The organism is Microbacterium sp. HJ5 (assembly GCF_054824025.1).
In genome coordinates, this window is record NZ_JSYE01000009.1 from 89,443 (window position 1) to 108,210 (window position 18,768).

The window sequence follows — 18,768 nt, forward strand, 5'->3', positions numbered from 1 at the left end:
CTACGGGCCGCGCGGACTCACTCCAGGTCGAGGAAGACCCCGACCCTGCCGTCGACGAGGACGAACTGGAGGGCGCTGCCGATCGGGTAGCGATCGCTCAGGTCTTTCGGGGCGCTGGTGTCGACGGGCATCTGGACGGTGGCGGGGAAGTCGCCGACCCGGCAGCCCGAGTAGACGTTCCCCGTGAAGCTCCAGCTGTTCGGGTCGGCGTCTTCTTCGGGCAGCTGCGCCGTCGGGATGGCGGCGAAGCAGTCGCTGCCAGGTGTGCCCATGACGCCGGACGAGGTCTGGAAGAGCGTCAGGCCGTAGAACTCGTAGGCGGCCGAACTCGGGCCGATGCCGAACCAGCCGCTCGGCAGGGCGGGTGCCGTCGAGATGGGCTCGAGCGTGGCGATCTGCTCTGCCCCGCTCGACACCGAGACGGGCAGCACGCGAGTCACGGCGTAGGTCGCGCTGGCGGCCAGCGCCGCCGCGGCCACGAGCGACAGCCCCCACCACAGTCCGAGGCGCCGTGGTCGTCGACGTGCAGACACGGGCGGGTCGGCATCGGCGCCGTCCGCGCCCGGCTGCTCGGCGGACGCCTCCACCGCCGACGCGGTCGGGGTCTGCGGCGGCGACTCGACGGGGGCCTCCGCAGGAGCCTGGGCCTGAGCCTCGACGGTCACCGGGGCCGCAGCGGGCGCCGGGGCCGGAGGGGGTGCCGGGGCCGGCGTCGCTACCGCACCCGCCTCCCGCTGCGCCTCGAGCTCCTGCAATCGCCGCAGCGCCACCGGATCGTGCTCGATGTCGGCGGAAGGACCGTACGCGCGCGCTCGCAGCGCGCGAAGCTCGTCGAGGGTGGCGGTGTCCATCCTCTGCATCGTCTCACGGGCGACCCGGTGGGCGGGGTCACGCCGGCCAGGTGTGAAGAGCGCCCTCACTCCCGCGGTCGGCGCAGCACCGCGATCGTCGTCGCGGCGAGCACCACGACGCCGATCGACTCGACGATGACGGTCTCGGGCACGAGCATGAAGTCCCACGTCTCGGTGATGCCGAACAGCCCCACCGTGAGCGCGAGAAGCAGCGCGCCGAGCGACGCGATCATGAAGAGCAGGCTCAGCACCGTCGCGAGCTGCAGCCATCGGCCGCGCAGCGCGACCATCGCGATCGCCAGCACGATCCCGGCGATGCCGTTGAGGACGAACAGCACGCCGAGCAGCCCGCCGACGCCGTTGAACACCAGGTACAGATGGATGCCACCGGCCGCCAGCAGGAGGACGGCGCTCAGTATCCGCAGAGCCCACAGGCCCCGACGGTCGCCTTCGTTCATGTGCTCACTCCATTCCTTCGCCGACCCGCGGCGATGCGGGTGGTCACGGTGACCCGCCGGGCGGCGAGCCACACCACATCCCTTCCGAACGACTCCAGCAGCAGACCGAGGGCGACGAGTGTCACCGCAGTGGCCGCCCACAGCGGCAGGAGAGCGGATGCCGCGGCCACGAGCGCGATCCCCGCGACAGCCGTCACCACCTTCCGCCAGTACCGCGGCGGCAGGGTCGCGCGCATCCACGGCATCAGCCATCCCGCGACGACGAACGCGTAGCGCAGCATCCCGATGACGATCACCCACCAGCCCAGCGCGGGCGCGACGTACGCGCTCATCACGAGCAGCAGGAAGGCGTCGACCTCCATGTCGAACTGCGCCCCGAGCTCGGTCTCGCCGTGCGTGAGCCGGGCGAGCCAGCCGTCGACGGCATCGAGCGCCAGGGCGATGCTCGCGAGCACCGTGAGCAGCGGCACCGACACGGACGCGCCGAACGACGACATCACGAGAGCGGTGACGATGCCGACGAGCGTCGAACGCGTCGCCGTCGCCGCGTTGCCCCAGCCGACCTTCGTCATCGCCGCGCGGTGCAACCCCCTGGCGAACAGCGCGTTCGACACGAGAAGGTAGACCAATCCGGCGGTCCATCCGGCCGCGGAGAGCGGGGAGATCCGGTCGACCGCGAACAGGCCGAGCGTCCCCGCCGCGACCGACAGGAGCGGAGCGAGATGAACCTGGGGCATACGCGGCTCCGTTTCTCCGTCATGGATACCACCTGTGACACGTCGGCGGGGCGGTGCGGGGTTCAATCCGGCGGGTCGGTCGCGCGATGAGGGCCACCGCGTTCTGGGTCGAGGCCCCCGGCCGGGGGTCTCTGCGGGACGCGGTCGTGGACGAGCCCGACGACGGCGAGGTGCTCGTCCGCACGCTGTTCACGGGTGTGAGCCGGGGCACGGAGTCGGTCGTGTTCCGCGGAGGGGTGCCCACCGGCGAACGGCAGCGCATGCGTGCGCCGTTCCAGGAGGGCGACTTCCCCGGGCCGGTGAAGTACGGGTACCTGAACGTGGGCGTCGTCGAGCGGGGGCCCGCCGACCTCGTGGGGCGCACGGTGTTCGCCCTGTACCCGCACCAGTCGGTCTACGTCGTGCCCGGCTCTGCCGTGACGCCGGTGCCGGAGGACGTGCCGCCGCGACGCGCCGTGCTCGCCGGAGCCGTCGAGACCGCGGTCAACATCCTGTGGGATGCCGCACCCCTCGTCGGCGACCGCATGACGGTGATCGGCGCGGGGATGATCGGCTGCGCCGTGGCCCGGCTGGCACGCGGCATCCCCGGTCTCGAGCTCACGGTGGTCGACGCGGATCCCGCCAAGTCGGCCGTGTGCGACGAGCTCGGTCTGACCTTCGCCCTCCCCGATGACGCACCGCGCGATCGCGACCTCGTCATCGACACCAGCGGCGCCGGCGAGGGGCTGCAGCTCGCGATCGACACGGCCGCGGTCGAAGGGGTCGTGGTCGAGGCGAGCTGGTTCGGCGACCATGCGGTGAGTCTGCGGCTGGGCGGCGACTTCCACTCCCGGCGGCTCACGATCCGGTCGAGTCAGGTCGGGATGGTCTCGCGCCCGCGACGTGCGACCCGGTCCACGGGCGACCGGCTTGCCCTCGCTCTGGAACTGCTCCGCGACCGCGGCTTCGATCGCCTGCTCACCGGCGACTCCTCGTGGCGCGACCTTCCGGCCGTCATGACCGGGATCACCGCAGGTACCTCCCCGGGCATCTGTCACACGATCGATTGGACGGGCTCCGCATGACCTTCTCCGTCACCGTCCGCGACCACATGATGATCGCGCACAGCCTCGCGGGCGAGACCTTCGGGCCGGCGCAGCGCCTGCACGGGGCGACGTACGTCGTCGACGCGACCTTCCGCGCCGCCGACCTCGACGCCGACGGCGTCGTGGTCGACATCGGCCGAGCCGGCGACGCGCTGCGCGGCATCCTGTCGCAGCTGTCGTACCGCAATCTCGACGACGAGCCGGAGTTCGCGGGCGTGAACACGACGACCGAGCGCCTCTGCCGGTTCGTCGCCGACCGCCTGGTCGCCGCAGCGGGCGAGGGGACTCTCGGAGGCGGCAGTCTGTCGGGCATCGAGGTCACGCTGCGCGAGTCGCACATCGCGCGGGCCTCGTACGAGGTGTCGCTGTGACCCACGCGCCCCCGATCGTGTGGTTCGTCGTTCCCGACGGGATCGACGACCCGCAGCGCGTGAGCGGCGGCAACGTCTTCGATCGACGTGTGGCCGACGGGCTGCGCGACCTGGGCTGGGACGTGCGCATCGTGAAAGCGGGGACGGATGTCGTGTCCCCGGCCGATCCCTTTCGCGATCTGCCGGACGGGGCGGTCGCCCTCGTCGACGGGCTGGTCGCGATCGAGGCGCCCGACGCCGTCGTCGCCGCGTCACGCCGGCTGCGGATCGTCGCCCTGGTCCACATGCTCGCCGCTGCTTTCGACGGGGCCGACCCCGCGGCGGTCGCGGGCGAGCGAGCGGCGCTGCCCCGCGCGCAGCGCATCATCGCCGTGAGCGGCTGGTTGCGCGATGAACTCGCACGGCGGGGACTCGGCACGGCAGGACGCATCGCGGTCGCGCCCCCCGGAGCCGACGAGGCGCCGACCGCGCAGGGCACGTCGACGGGGGGTTCGCTGCTGTGCGTCGGCGTGGTCGCACCACACAAGGGCCAGGACACGCTGGTCGAGGCGCTCGCGGGGCTCGATCCCGGCGCCAGCTGGCAGTGCACGATCGCCGGATCGCTCGTCGCCGATCCCCCGTTCGCCCACGGGCTCGCTTCGGCGGCCGCGCGCGCGGGCGTCGCGGACCGCATCGCGTGGACCGGCGTGCTCGACGAGGACGGACTCGGGGCCGTGTACGCCCGCACGGACGTGCTCGTCGCGCCGTCGCGCACCGAGAGCTACGGCATCGCCGTGGGTGAGGCGCTGCGGCGCGGCATCCCGGTGATCGCGAGTCTCGCCGGCGGCATCCCCGAGGCGGCCCGGCCGGCGGAGGCAACGATCCTCCTGCCGCCGGGCGACGCCGGGGCGCTGGGCGCGGCGCTGCGGCAGTGGCTCGAAGACCGGGCTCTGCGGGCGCGTCTCACGCGTGCGGCACGCCGCGCAGCGCCGGACCGGCCCCGCTGGAGCGACACCGCCCGCTCCGTCCACGAGGCGCTCGCAGGTCTGTCATGAGCGTCGTGATCCCCGTGTCGGCGGACTGGCTCACCCTGCGGGCCCCGGCCGACGCTGCCGCCAGATCGACGGCGCTCGCCCGGCGCGCCGCCCGGCTGATGCGGCCGCCGATCACGGTGCACGACCTGGGCAGCGGCACCGGATCGATGATGCGCTGGCTGGCGCCGCTTCTGCCCGGACCCCAGACGTGGGTGCTGCACGACTGGAACCCCGCCCTGCTCGCCCACGCCGCGCGCGAGTCCGCCCACGACGCGGACGGAGCCGCGGTCGCCGTGGAGACGCGGGTGGCAGAGCTCGGGCACCTGCGCCCGCGCGATCTGCACGGGGCATCCCTCGTGACCGCGTCGGCGCTGCTCGACGTGCTCTCCGCCGATGAGGTCGAGGCGATCGTGCGCGCGTGCGTCGACGCCGGGGCGCCGACGCTCTTCGCGCTGTCGGTCACCGGACGCGTCGCGCTCGATCCCGTCGACCCCGGCGACCGTGTCTTCCAGGCGGCGTTCGACGACCACCAGCGACGCACCGTGGACGGACGGCGGCTGCTCGGACCCGACGCCCCCGCGGTCGTCGCCGGGATGTTCCGCGCCGCCGGGTGGGCGGTGCGCGCCACCGACGCGCCGTGGCGACTCGGTCCCGCGCAGCGCTCGCTGATCGCGCAGTGGCTCGACGGGTGGCTCGCCGCCGCCGTCGAGGAGCGCCCCGCGTTGCGGGAGTGGGCCGTCGAGTACGCGCGCACCCGCTCGGCGCAGCTCACCGCCGGCGATCTGCGGGTCGTCGTGCACCACGAGGATGTGCTCGCGTGGCCGTCGTGAGCGTCGGCGCGCGAGGCGGCGCAAGCAGCCCGGCCATCACCCGACGGCGGTGGCGGCCATGGGTGCGGGCAGGCGCCGGCGTGGCGATCCTCGCCGCGATCGCGGCGACCGTCGGCGCCGAGCCGTTCATACGCGGGCTGGGGTCCGTGTCGGCGCCGTCCGCCGCGGCGGCACTCGTGCTCGCCGCCGTCGCCACGGTCGCGGCCGCCTGGCGCTGGCGGATCCTCTCCGCGCGGCTGGGGCTCGCGCTGGGCTGGCGCGACGCCATCGCCGCGTACTACCGCTCGCAGTTCCTCAACACCGTGCTGCCCGGCGGGGTCGTGGGCGACGTGCATCGCGCGGTCGTGCACGGGCGCAGCGTCGATCAGGTCGCGCAGGCCGCTCGCGCGGTCGCCGCCGAGCGCGCCGCAGGGCAGACGGTGCAGCTCGTGCTCGCGGCGGCCGTGCTCGTGGCGATCGGCTTCGTCGTCGACGCGGCCGTCGCGGTGCCGGCGCTCGTCGCGGCGCTGATCCTGGTCGCCGGCGGGGCGGTCTCGCTCGTGAGCCGCCGCGTGCGCGGAGTCGCGCGGCGCGAGGCGCTCATCCTCGGCAGGGCGTTCGGCTCGCCCGGCCTCGCACTGCGCATCGTCGCGGCCTCGGTCGTCGTCGTGACCGCGCACGTGGCCACTTTCCTCGTCGCCTGCGCCGCCGTGGGCGTCGACGCGGCGCCGGAGCGTCTGCTCGGCGCGGCCGTCGTCGCCGTGCTCGCCTCGGCGATCCCGCTGAGCGTCGGCGGATGGGGACCGCGCGAGGGCGCCGCGGCCGGAGCCTTCGCGGCCGCAGGCCTCGGCGCCGCACTCGGGATCACCGTGGCCACCGCATACGGCGTGCTGGCGATGATCGCCCTCGCTCCCGGCGCGGCCGTGGTCGCAGCATCCGCTCTCCGTCGTCGAGGCGGATCGGATGGGGGAGGCATGCCGTGACCCGGCCGTACGTCGTGCTCAGCTGCGCGATGTCGATCGACGGCTACCTCGACAGCGAGGCGCCGAGCCGCCTGCCGATGTCGAACGCCGAGGATTTCGACCGCGTCGACCAGCTGCGCGCCGACAGCGACGCGATCATGGTCGGCGCGTCGACCGTGCGCCGCGACAACCCGAGGCTGCTCGTGCGCAGCGCCGACCGCCGGGAGCAGCGCCTCGATCGCGGGCGCCGCGACTCGCCGTGCAAGGTGACCGTCACCGCCAGCGGGGATCTGCCGCCGGAGTCGGCCTTCTTCGCGGTCGGCGAGGTGGACAAGCTCGTCTACTGCCCGCGAGGCGAGGCCGAGCGCATCGGCAGGGCGCTGGGCGGGGTCGCGACCGTCGTCGGCCTCGCCGACCGCGTCACGATGCGCGACCTGGTCGACGACCTCGGCGCGCGAGGCGTCCGCCGGCTCATGGTCGAGGGCGGCGGCCGCACGCACACCCAGTTCCTGCGCGAGGACATCGCCGACGAGCTGCAGCTCGTGATCGCCCCGTTCTTCGTCGGCGAGGCGCGTGCGCCGCGGTTCGTCGAGGCGGGCGCGTTCCCGTGGACGCCGACCCGTCGCGCGCACCTCGTCGACGCGCGGCCCATCGGCGACGTGGTGCTGCTGCGGTACGCGCTGTCGGAGCGGTTCGAGGCGGATGGCGCGGATCGTGGCCGCTCGGGGTGACCGCACCCTCGGCGACGACGGCGGCCACCGCGGCACGATCCTGACGCTGCTCGCCGTCGCGGTCGTCGTGGTGGCGCCGCTCGTGCCCGGCGCGCTCGCGGCCGGTGCCGCGGCCGCGGTGGGCCTTCCCGCGGAGGCGCTCGTGGTGACCCTGCTGCTCGTCGCCTTCGTGCGGACGTCGGCCCGGCGGACCGTCGCCGCGGTGTTCGCGGTCGTCGTGGTGGCCGCCATGGTCGCCGCGGCGCTGGATCGCGCGTTCCTGGCGACCATCGACCGCCCGTTCAACCCCGCCGAGGACGGCGGCGCGCTCATCAACGTGTACGGGGTCGTCGGCGACACGCTCGGTCCGGTCGGCGCCGCGGCGGTGCTCGGGCTCGTCGTCGTGCTCGCGGCGGCGATCGGGGTGGCCCTCGCGGCCGCGGCTATGCGGGTCGGCCGCGTCGTCGGCGGAGCAGGCCGGCGGGGGCGCGAGGCGCTGGTCGTCGTGGTGGTCGCATGGATCGTGCTCGCGCTCGCGGGCACGCAGCTCGCGCCGAGTGCGCCGGTGGCGGCATCCCGCGTCGCCGATGCGCTCGCGGCGACGACGTCGCGCGCGATCGACAGCGTCGAGGAGCAGCGCGCCTTCGATCGGGCCGTGGCGTCCGACCCGCTGGCCGGCACGCCCGCGCGATCGCAACTGGCGGGCCTCGCCGGCAAGGACGTCGTCATCGCGTTCGTCGAGAGCTACGGCCGCGTGGCGGTCGAGCCCGCGGGGTTCACCGACGGCATCGCGCGCACGCTCGACGACGGCGGAGCCGCGCTCTCGGCCGCGGGCTACTCCGCACGCAGCGCGTTCCTCACGTCGCCGACGTTCGGAGGCGTCAGCTGGCTCGCGCACTCCACCCTGCACAGCGGCGTGTGGGTCGACTCGCCGAGGAAGTACGACCGGCTGACGTCGGGGGAGCGGCTGACGCTGGCGCGCGCCTTCGGCGACGCCGGCTGGCACACCATGGCGGTGGTTCCGTCGAACACCCGCGCGTGGGACGCGGGCGAGGACTTCTACGGCTACGACGCGGTGGTCGACTCGCGCAGCATGGGCTACCGCGGCCCGGTCTTCGGCTACGCGCGCATGCCCGATCAGTTCACCTGGATGGCGTTCCACGACCGCGCCGCCGACGCGCCGGGACCCCTGATGGCCGAAGTCGACCTCGTCTCGTCGCACACCCCGTGGACGCCGCTGCCCCGCCTGGTGGACTGGGCGGAGCTGGGCGACGGCTCGGGATTCGCCGCCCAGGCGGCATCCGGAGAATCGGCTGCCGCGGTCTGGGGCGACCCCGACCGGGTCCGCGAGCTCTACGCCGAGTCCATCGAGTACTCGCTCGCCGCGACCTTCTCGTACCTCGAGACCTTCGACCAGCCCGACCTGGTGCTCATCCTGCTCGGCGACCACCAGCCCGCGCGCATCGTCAGCGGAGCGGATGCCGGCCCCGAGGTGCCGGTCACGATCATCGCGAAGGACGCGGCCGTCTTCGACGCGATCGAGGCATGGGGCTGGGACGAGGGCGTGCACCCCTCCGCCTCCGCCCCGGTCTGGCGGATGGATGCCTTCCGCGACCGGTTCCTCGATGCGTTCGCGTCACCGCGCTGAGCGAGACGAAGTGCGCCGGGCCGCGTCAGAACACGATCGTGTGATTGCCGTGGCGGATCACGCGGTCCTGCGCGTGCCACAGCACCGCGCGCGACAGCACCTGGCGCTCCACGTCGGCGCCGCGCCGCGCGAGCTCGGCCACCGAATCGGCGTGGGTGACGCGGATCGTGTCCTGGTCGATGATCGGCCCCTCGTCGAGGTCGTCGGTGACGTAGTGCGACGTCGCTCCGATGAGCTTCACGCCGCGTTCCTTGGCCTTCTTGTACGGCTCCGCCCCGATGAACGCGGGCAGGAACGAGTGGTGGATGTTGATCACCGGCACCCCGAGCCGCTCGAGGAAGTCCGACGACAGGATCTGCATGTAGCGCGCGAGCACGACGAAGTCGACGTTGCCGACCAGGAGCTTGAGGATCTCGGCCTCGGACGCGGATTTGTCGGGCCCAGGCGTCGAGGGCACGTGGAAGAACGGGACGCCGAACGAGCGGACGTCGTCGGCCGCGGTGGTGTGGTTGGAGACCACCATCGGGATCGTCACGGGCAGGTCGCCCCGGCGGTGACGCCACAGCAGGTCGAGCAGGCAGTGGTCCTGCTTCGACGCGAGGATCGCCATGCGTTTGGGCACCGACTGGTCGGTGATCGTCCATTCGAGGTCGAACCCCTCGCCGAGCGTCGCGGCGAGGTCCGCCTCGATCCCGGGAAGAGCGGCGGCGAGGTCGGGTCGGTGGAACACGACGCGTTGGAAGTACGCGCCCCCGGTCGGGTCGTCGGAGTACTGGTCGAACGCGACGATGTTGCCCTGGTTGCGTGTGATGAGGGCCGATACGGCGGCGACGATCCCGGGCCGGTCGCTGCCGTGGACGATGAGGCAGGCGTGATCGGGCAGGAGGTGCGGGCTGTGGGCGGCCATACGTCGATTCTGCCCTGTCGGCCCGCGCTCGCGCGTCGCGTGCCGCGACGGTGGATTCATCTGCATGCATCCACGCTAGGCGGGGCGACGAAGACGGTTCTCAGAAGGCACGAGGTCGCCGTGCGCGCTGCGCTCGAGGTAGAGCGCGACCGCGTCGCGGCTCCTCGTGAGGCACGCCAGCCTCTCCTCCAGCGCGACGAGCTCCTGGGCGAGCTCCTCGGCGAGGGCGCGCGTGCAGACCGGCGGGGTCTCGAGGGCGCACTGGCGCTCGAGGTCGAGCACGACCTTGGTCATGCGCGTCGAGAGCCCGGACTGGATGAGCCCCCGCACGCGCGCGGCGCGCTCCACGTGGGCCTCGTCATACGAGCGGTAGCCGTTCGCCGACCGCTCCGAATCGAGCAGTTCCTGCTGCTCGTAGTACCGCAGCATCCGCGTCGGGATGCCGGTGCGCTCGGACAGTTCGCCGATCTTCATCCGACTTCTCCTCGAATGCTTGACATTGACATTAATGTCAGAGTTTAGCGTCGAGACATGACGATCTCAACGACGCCGGTTCCGGCATCCGATTCCGCGACGCGGTTCCCCCTGCGCGCCCTCACGACCCTGGGTCTCGGGGTCTTCGTCACCGTGACCGCCGAGTCGCTGCCCGCCGGGCTCATGCCCGAGATGTCGGCCGACCTCGGCGTCTCGCCGGTCCAGACCGGCCTGCTCATCTCGGTGTGGGCGGCGACCGTCATCCTCACGAGCATCCCGCTCGCGCGGGCGACGGTGCGCTTCGACCGGCGGCTGGTCGTGGCGGGCTCTCTCGCGGCATTCGCCCTCGCCAACGTCGCCACAGCCCTCGCGCCCACGTACGAGGTGGTCGTCGGCACGCGTGTGGCCGCGGCGGTGGCGCACGGCGTGTTCTGGTCGGTCGTCATCGTCTACGCGACCGCGCTGCTGAGCCCTTCGCACCTCGGCCGCGGGCTCGCCGTCGTGACCGCCGGGGGCACGGCCGCCACGGTCGTCGGCCTGCCGCTCGCGGCCCTCCTGGCGCAGGCCTGGGGATGGCGCCCGACGTTCGTGATCCTCGCCTCCATCGCGCTCGCCGTCGCCGCCGCGGTGGTGCGCGACATGCCCTCTCACTTCACGCCGAGGCCGGCCTCGACCGACCGCGACCGCGGATTCTGGCGGGACCCGTCGCTGCCCGCGCTCGCCGCCTTCGGGCTCGCCGCGATCCTCATCGCGATCGCGCAGTTCGCGTCGTTCACCTACATCCGTCCGTACCTCGAGATCTCGGCGTCGATCGAGGCGGAGTGGGCGGCGGCGCTGCTGTTCGTCTACGGCGCAGCGGGGATCGTCGGGGTCGCGGTGGCCGGGTTCCTCGCAGACCGGTTCCCGCGGGCGTCGCTCACCGGCATCCTGGTGCTCTTCGCCGCGGTGTTCGCGGTGCTGACCGTGGCCGCCTCGTCGGCGGCGGTCGTCGTGGGCGCACTGGTCGCGTGGGGCTTCGCGCTCGGCGCGATGTTCCCCCTGCTGCAGACCACCCTGATGCGGGTCTCGACCGAGCGCACCCGCACGCTCGCGAGCGCGGGCATCGTGGTGCTCTTCAACATCGGCATCGCCGTGGGCCCGTGGGTGGGCGGGCTGACGGGAGGAGACACGACGCCCACGGCGACCACCGCGGTGTCGGCCTCGGCGATGGTCGTCGCCACAGCGATCGGGGTCGCGGGGCTGGTGCTCGCGGGAAGGCGCATGCAGGGCGACCGACGCGCGGGATAGACGCTGGCTCCGAGATCGTCAAGCCCCTCGGGTGCCGCAGGTGCCGTGCGTACGGTGGTTCGACCCCAACAGACCTTCGGAGGAATCATGGTGAAGACCAGCACGATGCACGCCGATATCGACGTCGACGCCCCCATCCGGGCCGTCTACAACCAGTGGACGCAGTTCGAGTCGTTCCCCCACTTCCTGCACGCGGTGAAGGAGGTCACCCAGCTCGACGACACCCGCACCCGCTGGGTCGTCAGCGTCGGCGGGGTGCGACGCGAGTTCGAGGCCGAGATCACCGAACAGGTGCCCGACCAGCTCATCGCGTGGGCCAGCGTCGATGGCAAGTCCCACACCGGACGCGTCGCCTTCACGCCCGGTCAGGATGGCCGCACCCACGTCGACCTCGAGATGATGTGGCTTCCCGAGACCTTCGTCGAGAAGGTGGGCGCGGCGCTCGACCTCGATGAGCGCCAGGCGGCCGCCGACCTCAAGCGCTTCGAGTCCTTCATCGAGGAGCGCGGACGCGAGACAGGCGGCTGGCGCGGCGAGGTCCACGACGGCGTCAGCGAGCGGGACTCCGGCCTCACGGCGGGCGCCCCGACGCCGTCGTACCCCGCGGCTCCGTACTCGGAGGGCGACGACCGGGTCTGACACCCGCCGAGCTGTGTCGAGGGGCGTGCGCTATCGCACGCCCCTCATCAGCGTGAGCACCGGCTTGACGCAGAAGAACAGCGCGATGCCGAGACCGATCGCGATGAAGCCGAGGATAGTGAAGTACGGCACCTCGTCCTCGGGGTTGTAGAAGCCGGCCAGCCAGCCCGCGATCGCGCTGATCCATGATGGCTCGCGTCGCCGCCCCCGGTGGATGACGTCAGGCTAGCGGGCGGTCGCCGCGCGCGTCAGGGGGCTCACTCCGGCAGCGACGGGTGACGCTCCGCGGCCGAGCGATGCCGCGGGATGAACAGCGCCACCACGAGGGCGATCACCGCGGCGACGCCGCCGAGCACGAACGACAGCTGGAACGCCGCGGGCGAGGGCACGGGCGTGCCCTGGTACGTCACCGTGTAGGTCGCGAGCACGGCGCCCACCACGGCTGCCGCGGTGCTCGTGCCGAGCGAGCGGAACAGGGCGTTGAGGCCGTTCGACGCGCCGGTCTCGGACTGCGGCACCGAGCGCATGATGAGCATCGGCATGGCGGCGTAGCCGAAACCGATGCCCGCGCCGATGAGGAAGTTCGCCGCGACGAGGTGCCACACCTCCGACGAGAAGAGGAGCGTGAAGCCGTAGGCGAGGATCAGCGAGATCGCGCCGAGCACGAGGAGGAGCTTGGGCCCGACCGTGCGTGCCATGCGGCCCGAGAACGGCGAGAGCACCATCATCACGATGCCCGCGGGCATGACCACGAGGCTCGCGGCGAGCAGCGACAGCCCGAAGCCGCCCGTGGCGACGGGCAGCTCCAGCATCTGCGGGTACGACACGTTCGACGCGAACAGCGAGAAGCCCATCGCGATCGACGCGACGTTCGTCAGCAGCACCGGACGGCGAGCCGCCACCCGCAGGTCGAGGAGCGGCTCGGCGATGCGCAGCTCGAACCAGCCCCACGCCAGCAGCACCAGCAGGCCGCCGATGCCCAGCGCGAGCACGGGGGCAGAGGTCCAGCCCCACTCGTTCCCGCGCGAGATCGCCAGCAGGATGCCGAGCAGGCCCAGGCTGAGCCCCGCGGCGCCCACGAAGTCGAAGCGTCCGGCGGTGCGCAGGACGCTCACCGGCACGATCCACAGCACGAGCGCGAACACCACGGCGCCGAGACCCGCGGCGACCCAGAAGAGCACGTGCCAGTCGCTGCGCTCGGTGATGAAGGCGCTGATCGGCAGGCCCAGCGCCCCGCCCACGCCGAGCGTCGCGCTGATGAGGGCGATCGCGGTGTCGACGCGGTTCTCGTGCAGCACATCGCGCAGGATCGAGATGCCCAGCGGCACCACGCCGACGACCGCACCTTGCAGCGTGCGGCCCACGATGATGCCGACGATGCCGGGCGAGAGCGCCGCGATGACCGACCCGACGACGAGCAGCGCCAGCAGCACGAGAACGATGCGCCGCTTGCCGTACATGTCGCCCAGCCGACCCGAGATCGGGGTGATGATCGCGGCGGCCAGCAGCGTCGAGGTCACGACCCACGCGGTGTCCTCGCGGCTGGCATCGAGCAGCTCGGGCAGCTTCGACTGGATCGGCACCACCAGCGTGAACATGAACGACGACGCCAGGCCCGCGATGGCCAGGACCGCGACGATGGCGCCCTGACGAGGCATCCGGGTGAGTCTCCTCCGTGCGTCCTCATCCCGTGCAGCCATCCGTCCAGGCTAACCGTGCCGCGGGCGGGCGAGGCGGGAGTAGCGTGAGCGACATGGCCGATTCCGAGACGCCGCCGGGCATCGACATCCGCTCCCTCGACACCGTCGACGAGGTCCACACCGCGTCGCAGGTGCTCGCCGACGTATGGGGCGGCGACCGGGGCGGCATGCCGCCCAACCTCCTGAGGGCTCTCGCGCACTCGGGCAACTACGCGGTCGGCCTGTACGACGACGACCGCATGGTCGGGGCATCCGTCGCCTTCTTCGCCGCGCCCGCGGCGCGCTCGATGCACAGCCACATCACGGGGGTGCTGCCCGGGTTGCAGAGCCGAGGGCTCGGGCGCCTGCTCAAGCAGCACCAGCGCGAGTGGGCGCTCGCGCGCGACGTCGGCCACATCACGTGGACCTTCGACCCGCTCGTCGCCCGCAACGCCCACTTCAACCTGCGCACACTGGGCACCCGCGTGACCGAGTACCTGCCGAACCACTACGGCGCGATGGACGACGGGATCAACCGCGGCGATCAGACGGATCGCATCATGGTGTCGTGGGCGCTCGCCGCGCCGCCCGTGCCGACTCCCGACGACGAGCGCGTGGTCGCGTCGGTCGTCGTGCCGCACGACATCGAGGCGCTCCGCAGGAGCGATCGGGCGGATGCCGCGGCCTGGCGCCTGCGCGTGCGCGACGAGATCCTCGGCCACCTGTCCGACGGCCTCGCGATCGGCGGCTTCGACGACGAGCGCGGCTATCTGTTCGTGCGCCCCTGAGGGAACGGAGCGCCATGAGCGCCATCTACACCTGGGACGTCCTCTCGACCCTCGACGGCTTCGGCTCGTTCAGCGCCGACGGCGACTGGGGTGGGTACTGGGGCAAGCAGGGGCCGGAGTTCCTCGCCCGGCGCCAGGCCCAGTACGAGGAGGAGCAGCGGCTCGTGCTCGGCGCGACCACGTACCGAGAGTTCGTGCACTACCTCGGCGCGGTCTCGGAGGGGCCCAAGACCGACGACGCGATCAACGCCCGGATGCGGTCGATGCCGACGACCGTCGTGTCGAACTCCCTCGCCGACCCCCTCGACTGGCCGGATGCCGTGCTCGAGCGCGGCGACGCCGTCGACGTCGTGGCCGGGCTGAAGCGCTCTTCGCCCGTGCCGCTCCGCTCGCACGGGAGCCTCTCGCTCAATCGCGCCCTGCTGGCGGCGGGCCTCGTCGACCGCATCCAGCTCACGGTCTTCCCGGTGCTGTCGGGCCGGACCGGCTCGGATCCCGTCTTCGCCGGCGCCGAGGACTTCGACCTCGAGCTCGTCGACGAGCGCACGTTCGACGGCGGCACCAAGGAGCTTCTCTACCGCCCGACGCGCCACTGAGACTGCGACGCGAGCGGAGGGGATCACACGAGCGGAGGACCGATTCGGCAGGATTCCTCCTCCGCTCGTCGCTTCTCCTCCGTTCGCGAGCGCGGCGCCGGCCGTAGGCTCGCCCGCATGCCCGACTACCGCGCCCATTTCGACTTCGACCTCCGCTTCGCCAACGGGGGAGGGCTGTCGGGCACCGGGTTCCGCCTCGACCTGCCCGCCGCCGACGTGCCCGAGCCCGAGATCGGCCGCCTGCTCGTGCAGCACCTCGGCCTCGCCCTTGTCGACGAGGTCGCCCTTCGGGACGTCCGCGTGGTGGAGGAGCCGCATCGTGGCAGCCGAGGCACGACCGCTGCGCGGGGGACGGATGCCGCGTCCCCGACCCGCATCGTCGACCTCAGCCACCCGATCCGGGCGGGGCTCGTGACCTATCCGGGACTCCCGGCGCCGACCATCGCGCCCCACCTCACGCGCGAGGACTCGCGCGCGAAGTACGCGCCGGGCACCGAGTTCGCGATGGACATCCTCACGATGATCGGCAACACCGGCACCTATCTCGACAGCCCGTTCCACCGCTACGCCGACGGCTCCGACCTCGCGGGGCTCGACCTGTCGACGCTCGTCGGGCTGCGCACCGAGGTGTTCCACCTGGAGGACGCGTGGACGCCCGAGCGTCGCGGCATCCGCGCCGAGACGCTCGCCGACCGCGACGTGCGAGGAGCCGCGGTGCTGCTCCACACCGGCTGGGACCGCTGGTTCGGTCGGCCGGAGTACGCCTCGGGCGCGCCGTTCCTCACCGGTGAGGGTGCCCAGTGGCTCATCGACGCCGGTGCGGTGCTCGTCGGAATCGACTCGCTCAACATCGACGACACCGAGTCTGGCGGCGAACGGCCGGCCCACTCGCTGCTGCTCGGGGCGGGCGTGCACGTCGTCGAGCACCTCACGAACCTCGGCGCGCTGCCGCCGCGCAGAGCGCGCTTCACGGCCGCGCCGCCTGCGGTCGAGGGCTTCGGCACCTTCCCGGTGCGGGCGTTCGCCGAGATCCCGGCCTGAGCGGGACGGGAGCGGAGGAGATCTGCCGAGAGGAGGACGGATTCGGCGTGAATCGACCTCCGCTCGCCCACATCTCCTCCCCTCGTCGCGCGCCCGCGCCGCCGCGCGACGTATCACTGCGCCGTGCCGCGGCTCCTCTTCTGCAGACAGGCAGGAGAAGATCATGCGCGCACACCTCGAGATGCTGATGAGCGGGCTGGCCGCGTCGCTGCGCCGCGACCGGCGACGGGCGGTGCGGCGCCGTTCGCCCCGGCGGGCGCGCGGCACCTTCGTGCCGGTGACGCCAGACGCCCCCGCACTGCGTCTCGCGCACTGACCGGGTCGCGAGCGGGCGTAGCCTGAGCGCATGCCCATCGCGTCGCCCGCGGCATCCGTCGCCCTCGAAGGATTCGAGCTGCGGGTGCTGCACCTGCCGCTGGTCTCGCCGTTCACCACGTCGTTCGGCACCGAGACGGTGCGCGAGGTCATCGTCGTGAAGGCGATGACCGATGGCGGTGAGGGCTGGGGCGAGATCGTCACCGGTGCCGCGCCGCTCTACTCGAGCGAGTACACCCAGGGCGCGTGGGACGTCGCGCTGCGCTTCCTGGCGCCGGCCCTGCTCGATCACCGCACGCTCGCACCCGAGGAGGTCGCGGGGGTCCTCGCGCCCTTCATCGGGCACCGCATGGTGAAGGCAGGGCTCGAGCTGGCCGTGCTCGACGCCGCGCTGCGCAGCGAGGGGCGCGCGATGGGGGAGTACCTCGGAGCCGTGCGCGACCGCGTGCCGAGCGGCGTGTCGGTGGGAATCCAGCGCGACCCCGCCGCGCTCGTCGACGCCGTCGCGGACTACCTCGACGAGGGATACGCGCGCATCAAGATCAAGATCAAGCCCGGCCGCGACGTCGGTGACACGGCCGCGGTGCGCGACGCGTTCGGCACGATCCCGCTGCAGGTCGACGCGAACTCCGCGTACACGCTGGCGGATGCCGACACCTTGGCCGAACTCGACCGCTTCGACCTGCTGCTGATCGAGCAGCCGCTGCAGGAGGACGACCTCGTCGCCCACGCGACCCTCGCCCGGCGCCTGAAGACGCCGGTGTGCCTCGACGAGTCGATCGTGTCGGCGAAGGCCGCCGCCGACGCCCTGGCGCTGGGGTCGGCATCCATCGTCAACATCAAGGCCGGACGGGTCGGCGGCTATCTCGAGGCGGTCGCCATCCACGATCTGTGCCGGGATGCCGGGATCCCGGTGTGGTGCGGAGGGATGCTCGAGACCGGCATCGGCCGCGCCGCGAACGCCGCGCTGTCGGCACTGCCCGGCTTCACGCTGACCGGCGACGTCTCGGCCTCGGACCGGTTCTACACGCGCGACATCGTGACCGCGCCCGCCGTGCTCGAGGACGGGCACGTGCGCGTCCCGACCGGGCACGGGCTGGGTGTCGAGATCGACCCGGTCGCGCTCGACGACTTCACCGTCGCCCGCGAGACGCTGACGCGATGAGCCGGCGGGGCGGACGGGTCGTGCCGGTCGCCGCGGCGGCCTTCCTCGTGCTCGCGCTCGCCGCGTGCGCGCCGACCGCGCCGACCGCGCCGCCCGTCGAGGACGGGCTCCCCGACGGCGTCACGGCCGAACTGCAGCAGGGGCGTTCCGACGTCGCCGCCCGGCAGGCGCAGGTCGTCGTCACCAACGACACCGACGAGACGCTCGTGATCGGAGCCGTCGAGGTCGACGATCCGCGGTTCGACGGGGCGCTGGTGCGCGTCGAGGACCGCGAGAGCTCGATCGGGCCCGGCCGCACCGTCGGCATCCGCGTGCAGCTGCCGGGTGTCGCGTGCGGCGACGGCATGTCCGGCGACGGCGCGTCGACCCTGACCCTCGCCTACACCCTCGGCGACGCGAGCGGCACGGCCAGCGCCGTGATCGACGACCCGCTCGGCTTCATCCCGCCTCTGCACGAGCGGGACTGCCGGGCGGTCGCCGTCGAGGACGCGGCGCACCTCTCGCTCGGCGACTTCGACCCCGGCGGGCCCGGCGAACCGGCGACGCTCGTGCTGTCGGTCGCGCCGACCGGACGCGGCGAGGTCGTTCTCACCGGCATCCAGACCACGAACCTCATCACCTTCGGCGACGTCGGCGGCTCGGCGATCGAGACCTACCCGATCGGCATGGCCGTCGACGGGGAGAGCCCGGGCCTGACCGAGATCAGCCTGCCGATCGTGCCGCTGCGCTGCGACCCGCACGCGGTGCAGGAGGACAAGCGCGGCACCATCTTCGACATCGAGGTGGAGGTCGCGGGCGAGCCGGGCGAGATCGAGCTCGCGGCGTCGGAGGACCTCCGGGGAGAGATCCTCACCTGGGTCGCCGACTGGTGCGGATTCGGCAGCTGACCGCTCCTCTCCGCGCAGGAGCGGCTGTTGTCAAGCCCTCGACGCGGCGAGCGGATGCCGCGATCCTGGGTCTCATGACCGGACTCGCAGTGATCCTGCTCATCGTCGGAATCGTGCTTCTGCTGCTCGGTGTGTTCATCGAGGCAGCCAAGTTCCTGCTGTGGATCGGCATCGTCATCGTGATCATCGCCGTGATCGCCTGGCTGATGCGTTTCATCCGCCGCCAGACGTGAGGCACGCCCTGACCTGACACACACCTGGTGCGGAGGCGACGCCTCCGCACCAAGCCCGCGAACGGCCGGCCGCCCTCAAGGTGCGGCCGGCCGTTCACGTGTGTCGCGCCGGG

General features: G+C 72.6%; 22 protein-coding genes. 16 read left to right on the forward strand and 6 right to left on the reverse strand.

Annotation, left to right across the window (positions count from 1 at the left end):
- Positions 1-17 precede the first annotated feature (17 nt).
- The 3 genes from OB08_RS04205 to OB08_RS04215 form a co-directional block, all read right to left on the reverse strand.
- On the reverse strand, positions 18-851 hold the full coding sequence (locus OB08_RS04205) for a hypothetical protein (protein WP_461472433.1): 834 nt from the start codon (positions 849-851) through the stop codon (positions 18-20).
- Between the two features lie 65 nt (positions 852-916).
- A complete protein-coding gene (locus tag OB08_RS04210; protein WP_461472435.1) occupies positions 917-1,309 on the reverse strand; it encodes a hypothetical protein in 393 nt (130 codons plus the stop codon).
- The gene (locus OB08_RS04215) at positions 1,306-2,046 is read right to left on the reverse strand and encodes a CDP-alcohol phosphatidyltransferase family protein (protein ID WP_461472437.1); all 741 of its coding nucleotides are present in this window, start codon (positions 2,044-2,046) and stop codon (positions 1,306-1,308) included. The genes OB08_RS04210 and OB08_RS04215 overlap by 4 nt, the downstream gene beginning before the upstream one ends.
- Positions 2,047-2,132: 86 nt before the next feature.
- On the opposite strand from OB08_RS04215, the gene OB08_RS04220 reads away from it, so the two are divergent.
- From OB08_RS04220 to OB08_RS04250, 7 genes are read left to right on the forward strand one after another with little or no spacing between them, the layout of a single operon-like run.
- Entirely contained in the window at positions 2,133-3,110 is a 978-nt protein-coding gene (locus OB08_RS04220; protein WP_461472439.1) for a zinc-dependent alcohol dehydrogenase, read from the forward strand.
- Positions 3,107-3,502, forward strand: a complete 396-nt coding sequence (locus OB08_RS04225) for a 6-pyruvoyl trahydropterin synthase family protein (protein WP_461472441.1) — start codon at positions 3,107-3,109, stop codon at positions 3,500-3,502. Before OB08_RS04220 ends, OB08_RS04225 begins: the two co-directional genes overlap by 4 nt.
- Complete coding sequence (locus OB08_RS04230) at positions 3,499-4,536, forward strand: glycosyltransferase family 4 protein (RefSeq protein WP_461472443.1); 1,038 nt, start codon at positions 3,499-3,501, stop codon at positions 4,534-4,536. Before OB08_RS04225 ends, OB08_RS04230 begins: the two co-directional genes overlap by 4 nt.
- The gene (locus OB08_RS04235; protein WP_461472445.1) at positions 4,533-5,345 is read left to right on the forward strand and encodes an SAM-dependent methyltransferase; all 813 of its coding nucleotides are present in this window, start codon (positions 4,533-4,535) and stop codon (positions 5,343-5,345) included. The genes OB08_RS04230 and OB08_RS04235 overlap by 4 nt, the downstream gene beginning before the upstream one ends.
- On the forward strand, positions 5,333-6,307 hold the full coding sequence (locus OB08_RS04240; protein WP_461472447.1) for a lysylphosphatidylglycerol synthase domain-containing protein: 975 nt from the start codon (positions 5,333-5,335) through the stop codon (positions 6,305-6,307). The genes OB08_RS04235 and OB08_RS04240 overlap by 13 nt, the downstream gene beginning before the upstream one ends.
- Positions 6,304-7,017, forward strand: coding sequence for a RibD family protein (locus tag OB08_RS04245; RefSeq protein ID WP_461472449.1), 714 nt, complete (start codon positions 6,304-6,306; stop codon positions 7,015-7,017). Before OB08_RS04240 ends, OB08_RS04245 begins: the two co-directional genes overlap by 4 nt.
- Entirely contained in the window at positions 7,001-8,644 is a 1,644-nt protein-coding gene (locus tag OB08_RS04250) for an alkaline phosphatase family protein (protein ID WP_461472451.1), read from the forward strand. Before OB08_RS04245 ends, OB08_RS04250 begins: the two co-directional genes overlap by 17 nt.
- A 25-nt stretch (positions 8,645-8,669) precedes the next feature.
- Here OB08_RS04250 and purU read toward each other — a convergent pair whose 3' ends face one another.
- Together purU and OB08_RS04260 are read right to left on the reverse strand one after the other, a co-directional pair.
- A complete protein-coding gene (gene purU, locus OB08_RS04255; RefSeq protein WP_461472453.1) occupies positions 8,670-9,551 on the reverse strand; it encodes a formyltetrahydrofolate deformylase in 882 nt (293 codons plus the stop codon).
- Positions 9,552-9,626: 75 nt separating this feature from the next.
- A complete protein-coding gene (locus OB08_RS04260; protein ID WP_461472455.1) occupies positions 9,627-10,025 on the reverse strand; it encodes a MerR family transcriptional regulator in 399 nt (132 codons plus the stop codon).
- 57 nt (positions 10,026-10,082) lie between these two features.
- Between OB08_RS04260 and OB08_RS04265 the strand changes: the two genes are divergently transcribed.
- Positions 10,083-11,312, forward strand: coding sequence for an MFS transporter (locus OB08_RS04265; RefSeq protein ID WP_461472457.1), 1,230 nt, complete (start codon positions 10,083-10,085; stop codon positions 11,310-11,312).
- A gap of 87 nt (positions 11,313-11,399) precedes the next feature.
- On the forward strand, positions 11,400-11,951 hold the full coding sequence (locus tag OB08_RS04270) for an SRPBCC family protein (RefSeq protein ID WP_461472459.1): 552 nt from the start codon (positions 11,400-11,402) through the stop codon (positions 11,949-11,951).
- A 257-nt stretch (positions 11,952-12,208) separates the two neighbouring features.
- Here the strand turns inward: OB08_RS04270 and OB08_RS04275 are convergent, their stop codons facing one another.
- Positions 12,209-13,609, reverse strand: coding sequence for an MFS transporter (locus OB08_RS04275; RefSeq protein ID WP_461472461.1), 1,401 nt, complete (start codon positions 13,607-13,609; stop codon positions 12,209-12,211).
- Positions 13,610-13,704: 95 nt separating this feature from the next.
- Between OB08_RS04275 and OB08_RS04280 the strand changes: the two genes are divergently transcribed.
- From OB08_RS04280 to OB08_RS04310, 7 genes are all read left to right on the forward strand, one after another.
- Positions 13,705-14,418 (forward strand): GNAT family N-acetyltransferase, encoded by a 714-nt coding sequence (locus tag OB08_RS04280; RefSeq protein ID WP_461472463.1) that lies wholly within the window; start codon positions 13,705-13,707, stop codon positions 14,416-14,418.
- A 14-nt stretch (positions 14,419-14,432) separates the two neighbouring features.
- Positions 14,433-15,014 carry a dihydrofolate reductase family protein gene (locus tag OB08_RS04285; protein WP_461472465.1) on the forward strand — a complete coding sequence of 194 codons (582 nt, stop codon included), beginning with the start codon at positions 14,433-14,435 and terminating at the stop codon, positions 15,012-15,014.
- Between the two features lie 117 nt (positions 15,015-15,131).
- Positions 15,132-16,055 (forward strand): cyclase family protein, encoded by a 924-nt coding sequence (locus OB08_RS04290; protein ID WP_461472467.1) that lies wholly within the window; start codon positions 15,132-15,134, stop codon positions 16,053-16,055.
- A 163-nt stretch (positions 16,056-16,218) separates the two neighbouring features.
- Positions 16,219-16,371 carry a hypothetical protein gene (locus OB08_RS04295; protein WP_461472469.1) on the forward strand — a complete coding sequence of 51 codons (153 nt, stop codon included), beginning with the start codon at positions 16,219-16,221 and terminating at the stop codon, positions 16,369-16,371.
- A 30-nt stretch (positions 16,372-16,401) separates the two neighbouring features.
- Positions 16,402-17,535 (forward strand): o-succinylbenzoate synthase, encoded by a 1,134-nt coding sequence (gene menC, locus OB08_RS04300; RefSeq protein ID WP_461472471.1) that lies wholly within the window; start codon positions 16,402-16,404, stop codon positions 17,533-17,535.
- Positions 17,532-18,422 carry a hypothetical protein gene (locus OB08_RS04305; protein WP_461472473.1) on the forward strand — a complete coding sequence of 297 codons (891 nt, stop codon included), beginning with the start codon at positions 17,532-17,534 and terminating at the stop codon, positions 18,420-18,422. The genes menC and OB08_RS04305 overlap by 4 nt, the downstream gene beginning before the upstream one ends.
- A 74-nt stretch (positions 18,423-18,496) precedes the next feature.
- A complete protein-coding gene (locus tag OB08_RS04310) occupies positions 18,497-18,655 on the forward strand; it encodes a hypothetical protein (protein ID WP_214467732.1) in 159 nt (52 codons plus the stop codon).
- Positions 18,656-18,768: the final 113 nt, after the last annotated feature.

Excerpts from the sequence above, each read along its gene's own strand:
- OB08_RS04205 (WP_461472433.1), bottom strand. The coding sequence starts at position 851 with ATGGACACCGCCACCCTCGACGAGCTTCGCGCGCTGCGAGCGCGCGCG.
- OB08_RS04210 (WP_461472435.1), bottom strand. The coding sequence starts at position 1,309 with ATGAACGAAGGCGACCGTCGGGGCCTGTGGGCTCTGCGGATACTGAGC.
- OB08_RS04215 (WP_461472437.1), bottom strand. The coding sequence starts at position 2,046 with ATGCCCCAGGTTCATCTCGCTCCGCTCCTGTCGGTCGCGGCGGGGACG.
- OB08_RS04220 (WP_461472439.1), top strand. The coding sequence starts at position 2,133 with ATGAGGGCCACCGCGTTCTGGGTCGAGGCCCCCGGCCGGGGGTCTCTG.
- OB08_RS04225 (WP_461472441.1), top strand. The coding sequence starts at position 3,107 with ATGACCTTCTCCGTCACCGTCCGCGACCACATGATGATCGCGCACAGC.
- OB08_RS04235 (WP_461472445.1), top strand. The coding sequence starts at position 4,533 with ATGAGCGTCGTGATCCCCGTGTCGGCGGACTGGCTCACCCTGCGGGCC.
- purU (WP_461472453.1), bottom strand. The coding sequence starts at position 9,551 with ATGGCCGCCCACAGCCCGCACCTCCTGCCCGATCACGCCTGCCTCATC.
- OB08_RS04260 (WP_461472455.1), bottom strand. The coding sequence starts at position 10,025 with ATGAAGATCGGCGAACTGTCCGAGCGCACCGGCATCCCGACGCGGATG.
- OB08_RS04265 (WP_461472457.1), top strand. The coding sequence starts at position 10,083 with ATGACGATCTCAACGACGCCGGTTCCGGCATCCGATTCCGCGACGCGG.
- OB08_RS04270 (WP_461472459.1), top strand. The coding sequence starts at position 11,400 with ATGGTGAAGACCAGCACGATGCACGCCGATATCGACGTCGACGCCCCC.
- OB08_RS04275 (WP_461472461.1), bottom strand. The coding sequence starts at position 13,609 with ATGCCTCGTCAGGGCGCCATCGTCGCGGTCCTGGCCATCGCGGGCCTG.
- OB08_RS04280 (WP_461472463.1), top strand. The coding sequence starts at position 13,705 with ATGGCCGATTCCGAGACGCCGCCGGGCATCGACATCCGCTCCCTCGAC.
- OB08_RS04285 (WP_461472465.1), top strand. The coding sequence starts at position 14,433 with ATGAGCGCCATCTACACCTGGGACGTCCTCTCGACCCTCGACGGCTTC.
- OB08_RS04290 (WP_461472467.1), top strand. The coding sequence starts at position 15,132 with ATGCCCGACTACCGCGCCCATTTCGACTTCGACCTCCGCTTCGCCAAC.
- OB08_RS04295 (WP_461472469.1), top strand. The coding sequence starts at position 16,219 with ATGCGCGCACACCTCGAGATGCTGATGAGCGGGCTGGCCGCGTCGCTG.
- menC (WP_461472471.1), top strand. The coding sequence starts at position 16,402 with ATGCCCATCGCGTCGCCCGCGGCATCCGTCGCCCTCGAAGGATTCGAG.
- OB08_RS04305 (WP_461472473.1), top strand. The coding sequence starts at position 17,532 with ATGAGCCGGCGGGGCGGACGGGTCGTGCCGGTCGCCGCGGCGGCCTTC.
- OB08_RS04310 (WP_214467732.1), top strand. The coding sequence starts at position 18,497 with ATGACCGGACTCGCAGTGATCCTGCTCATCGTCGGAATCGTGCTTCTG.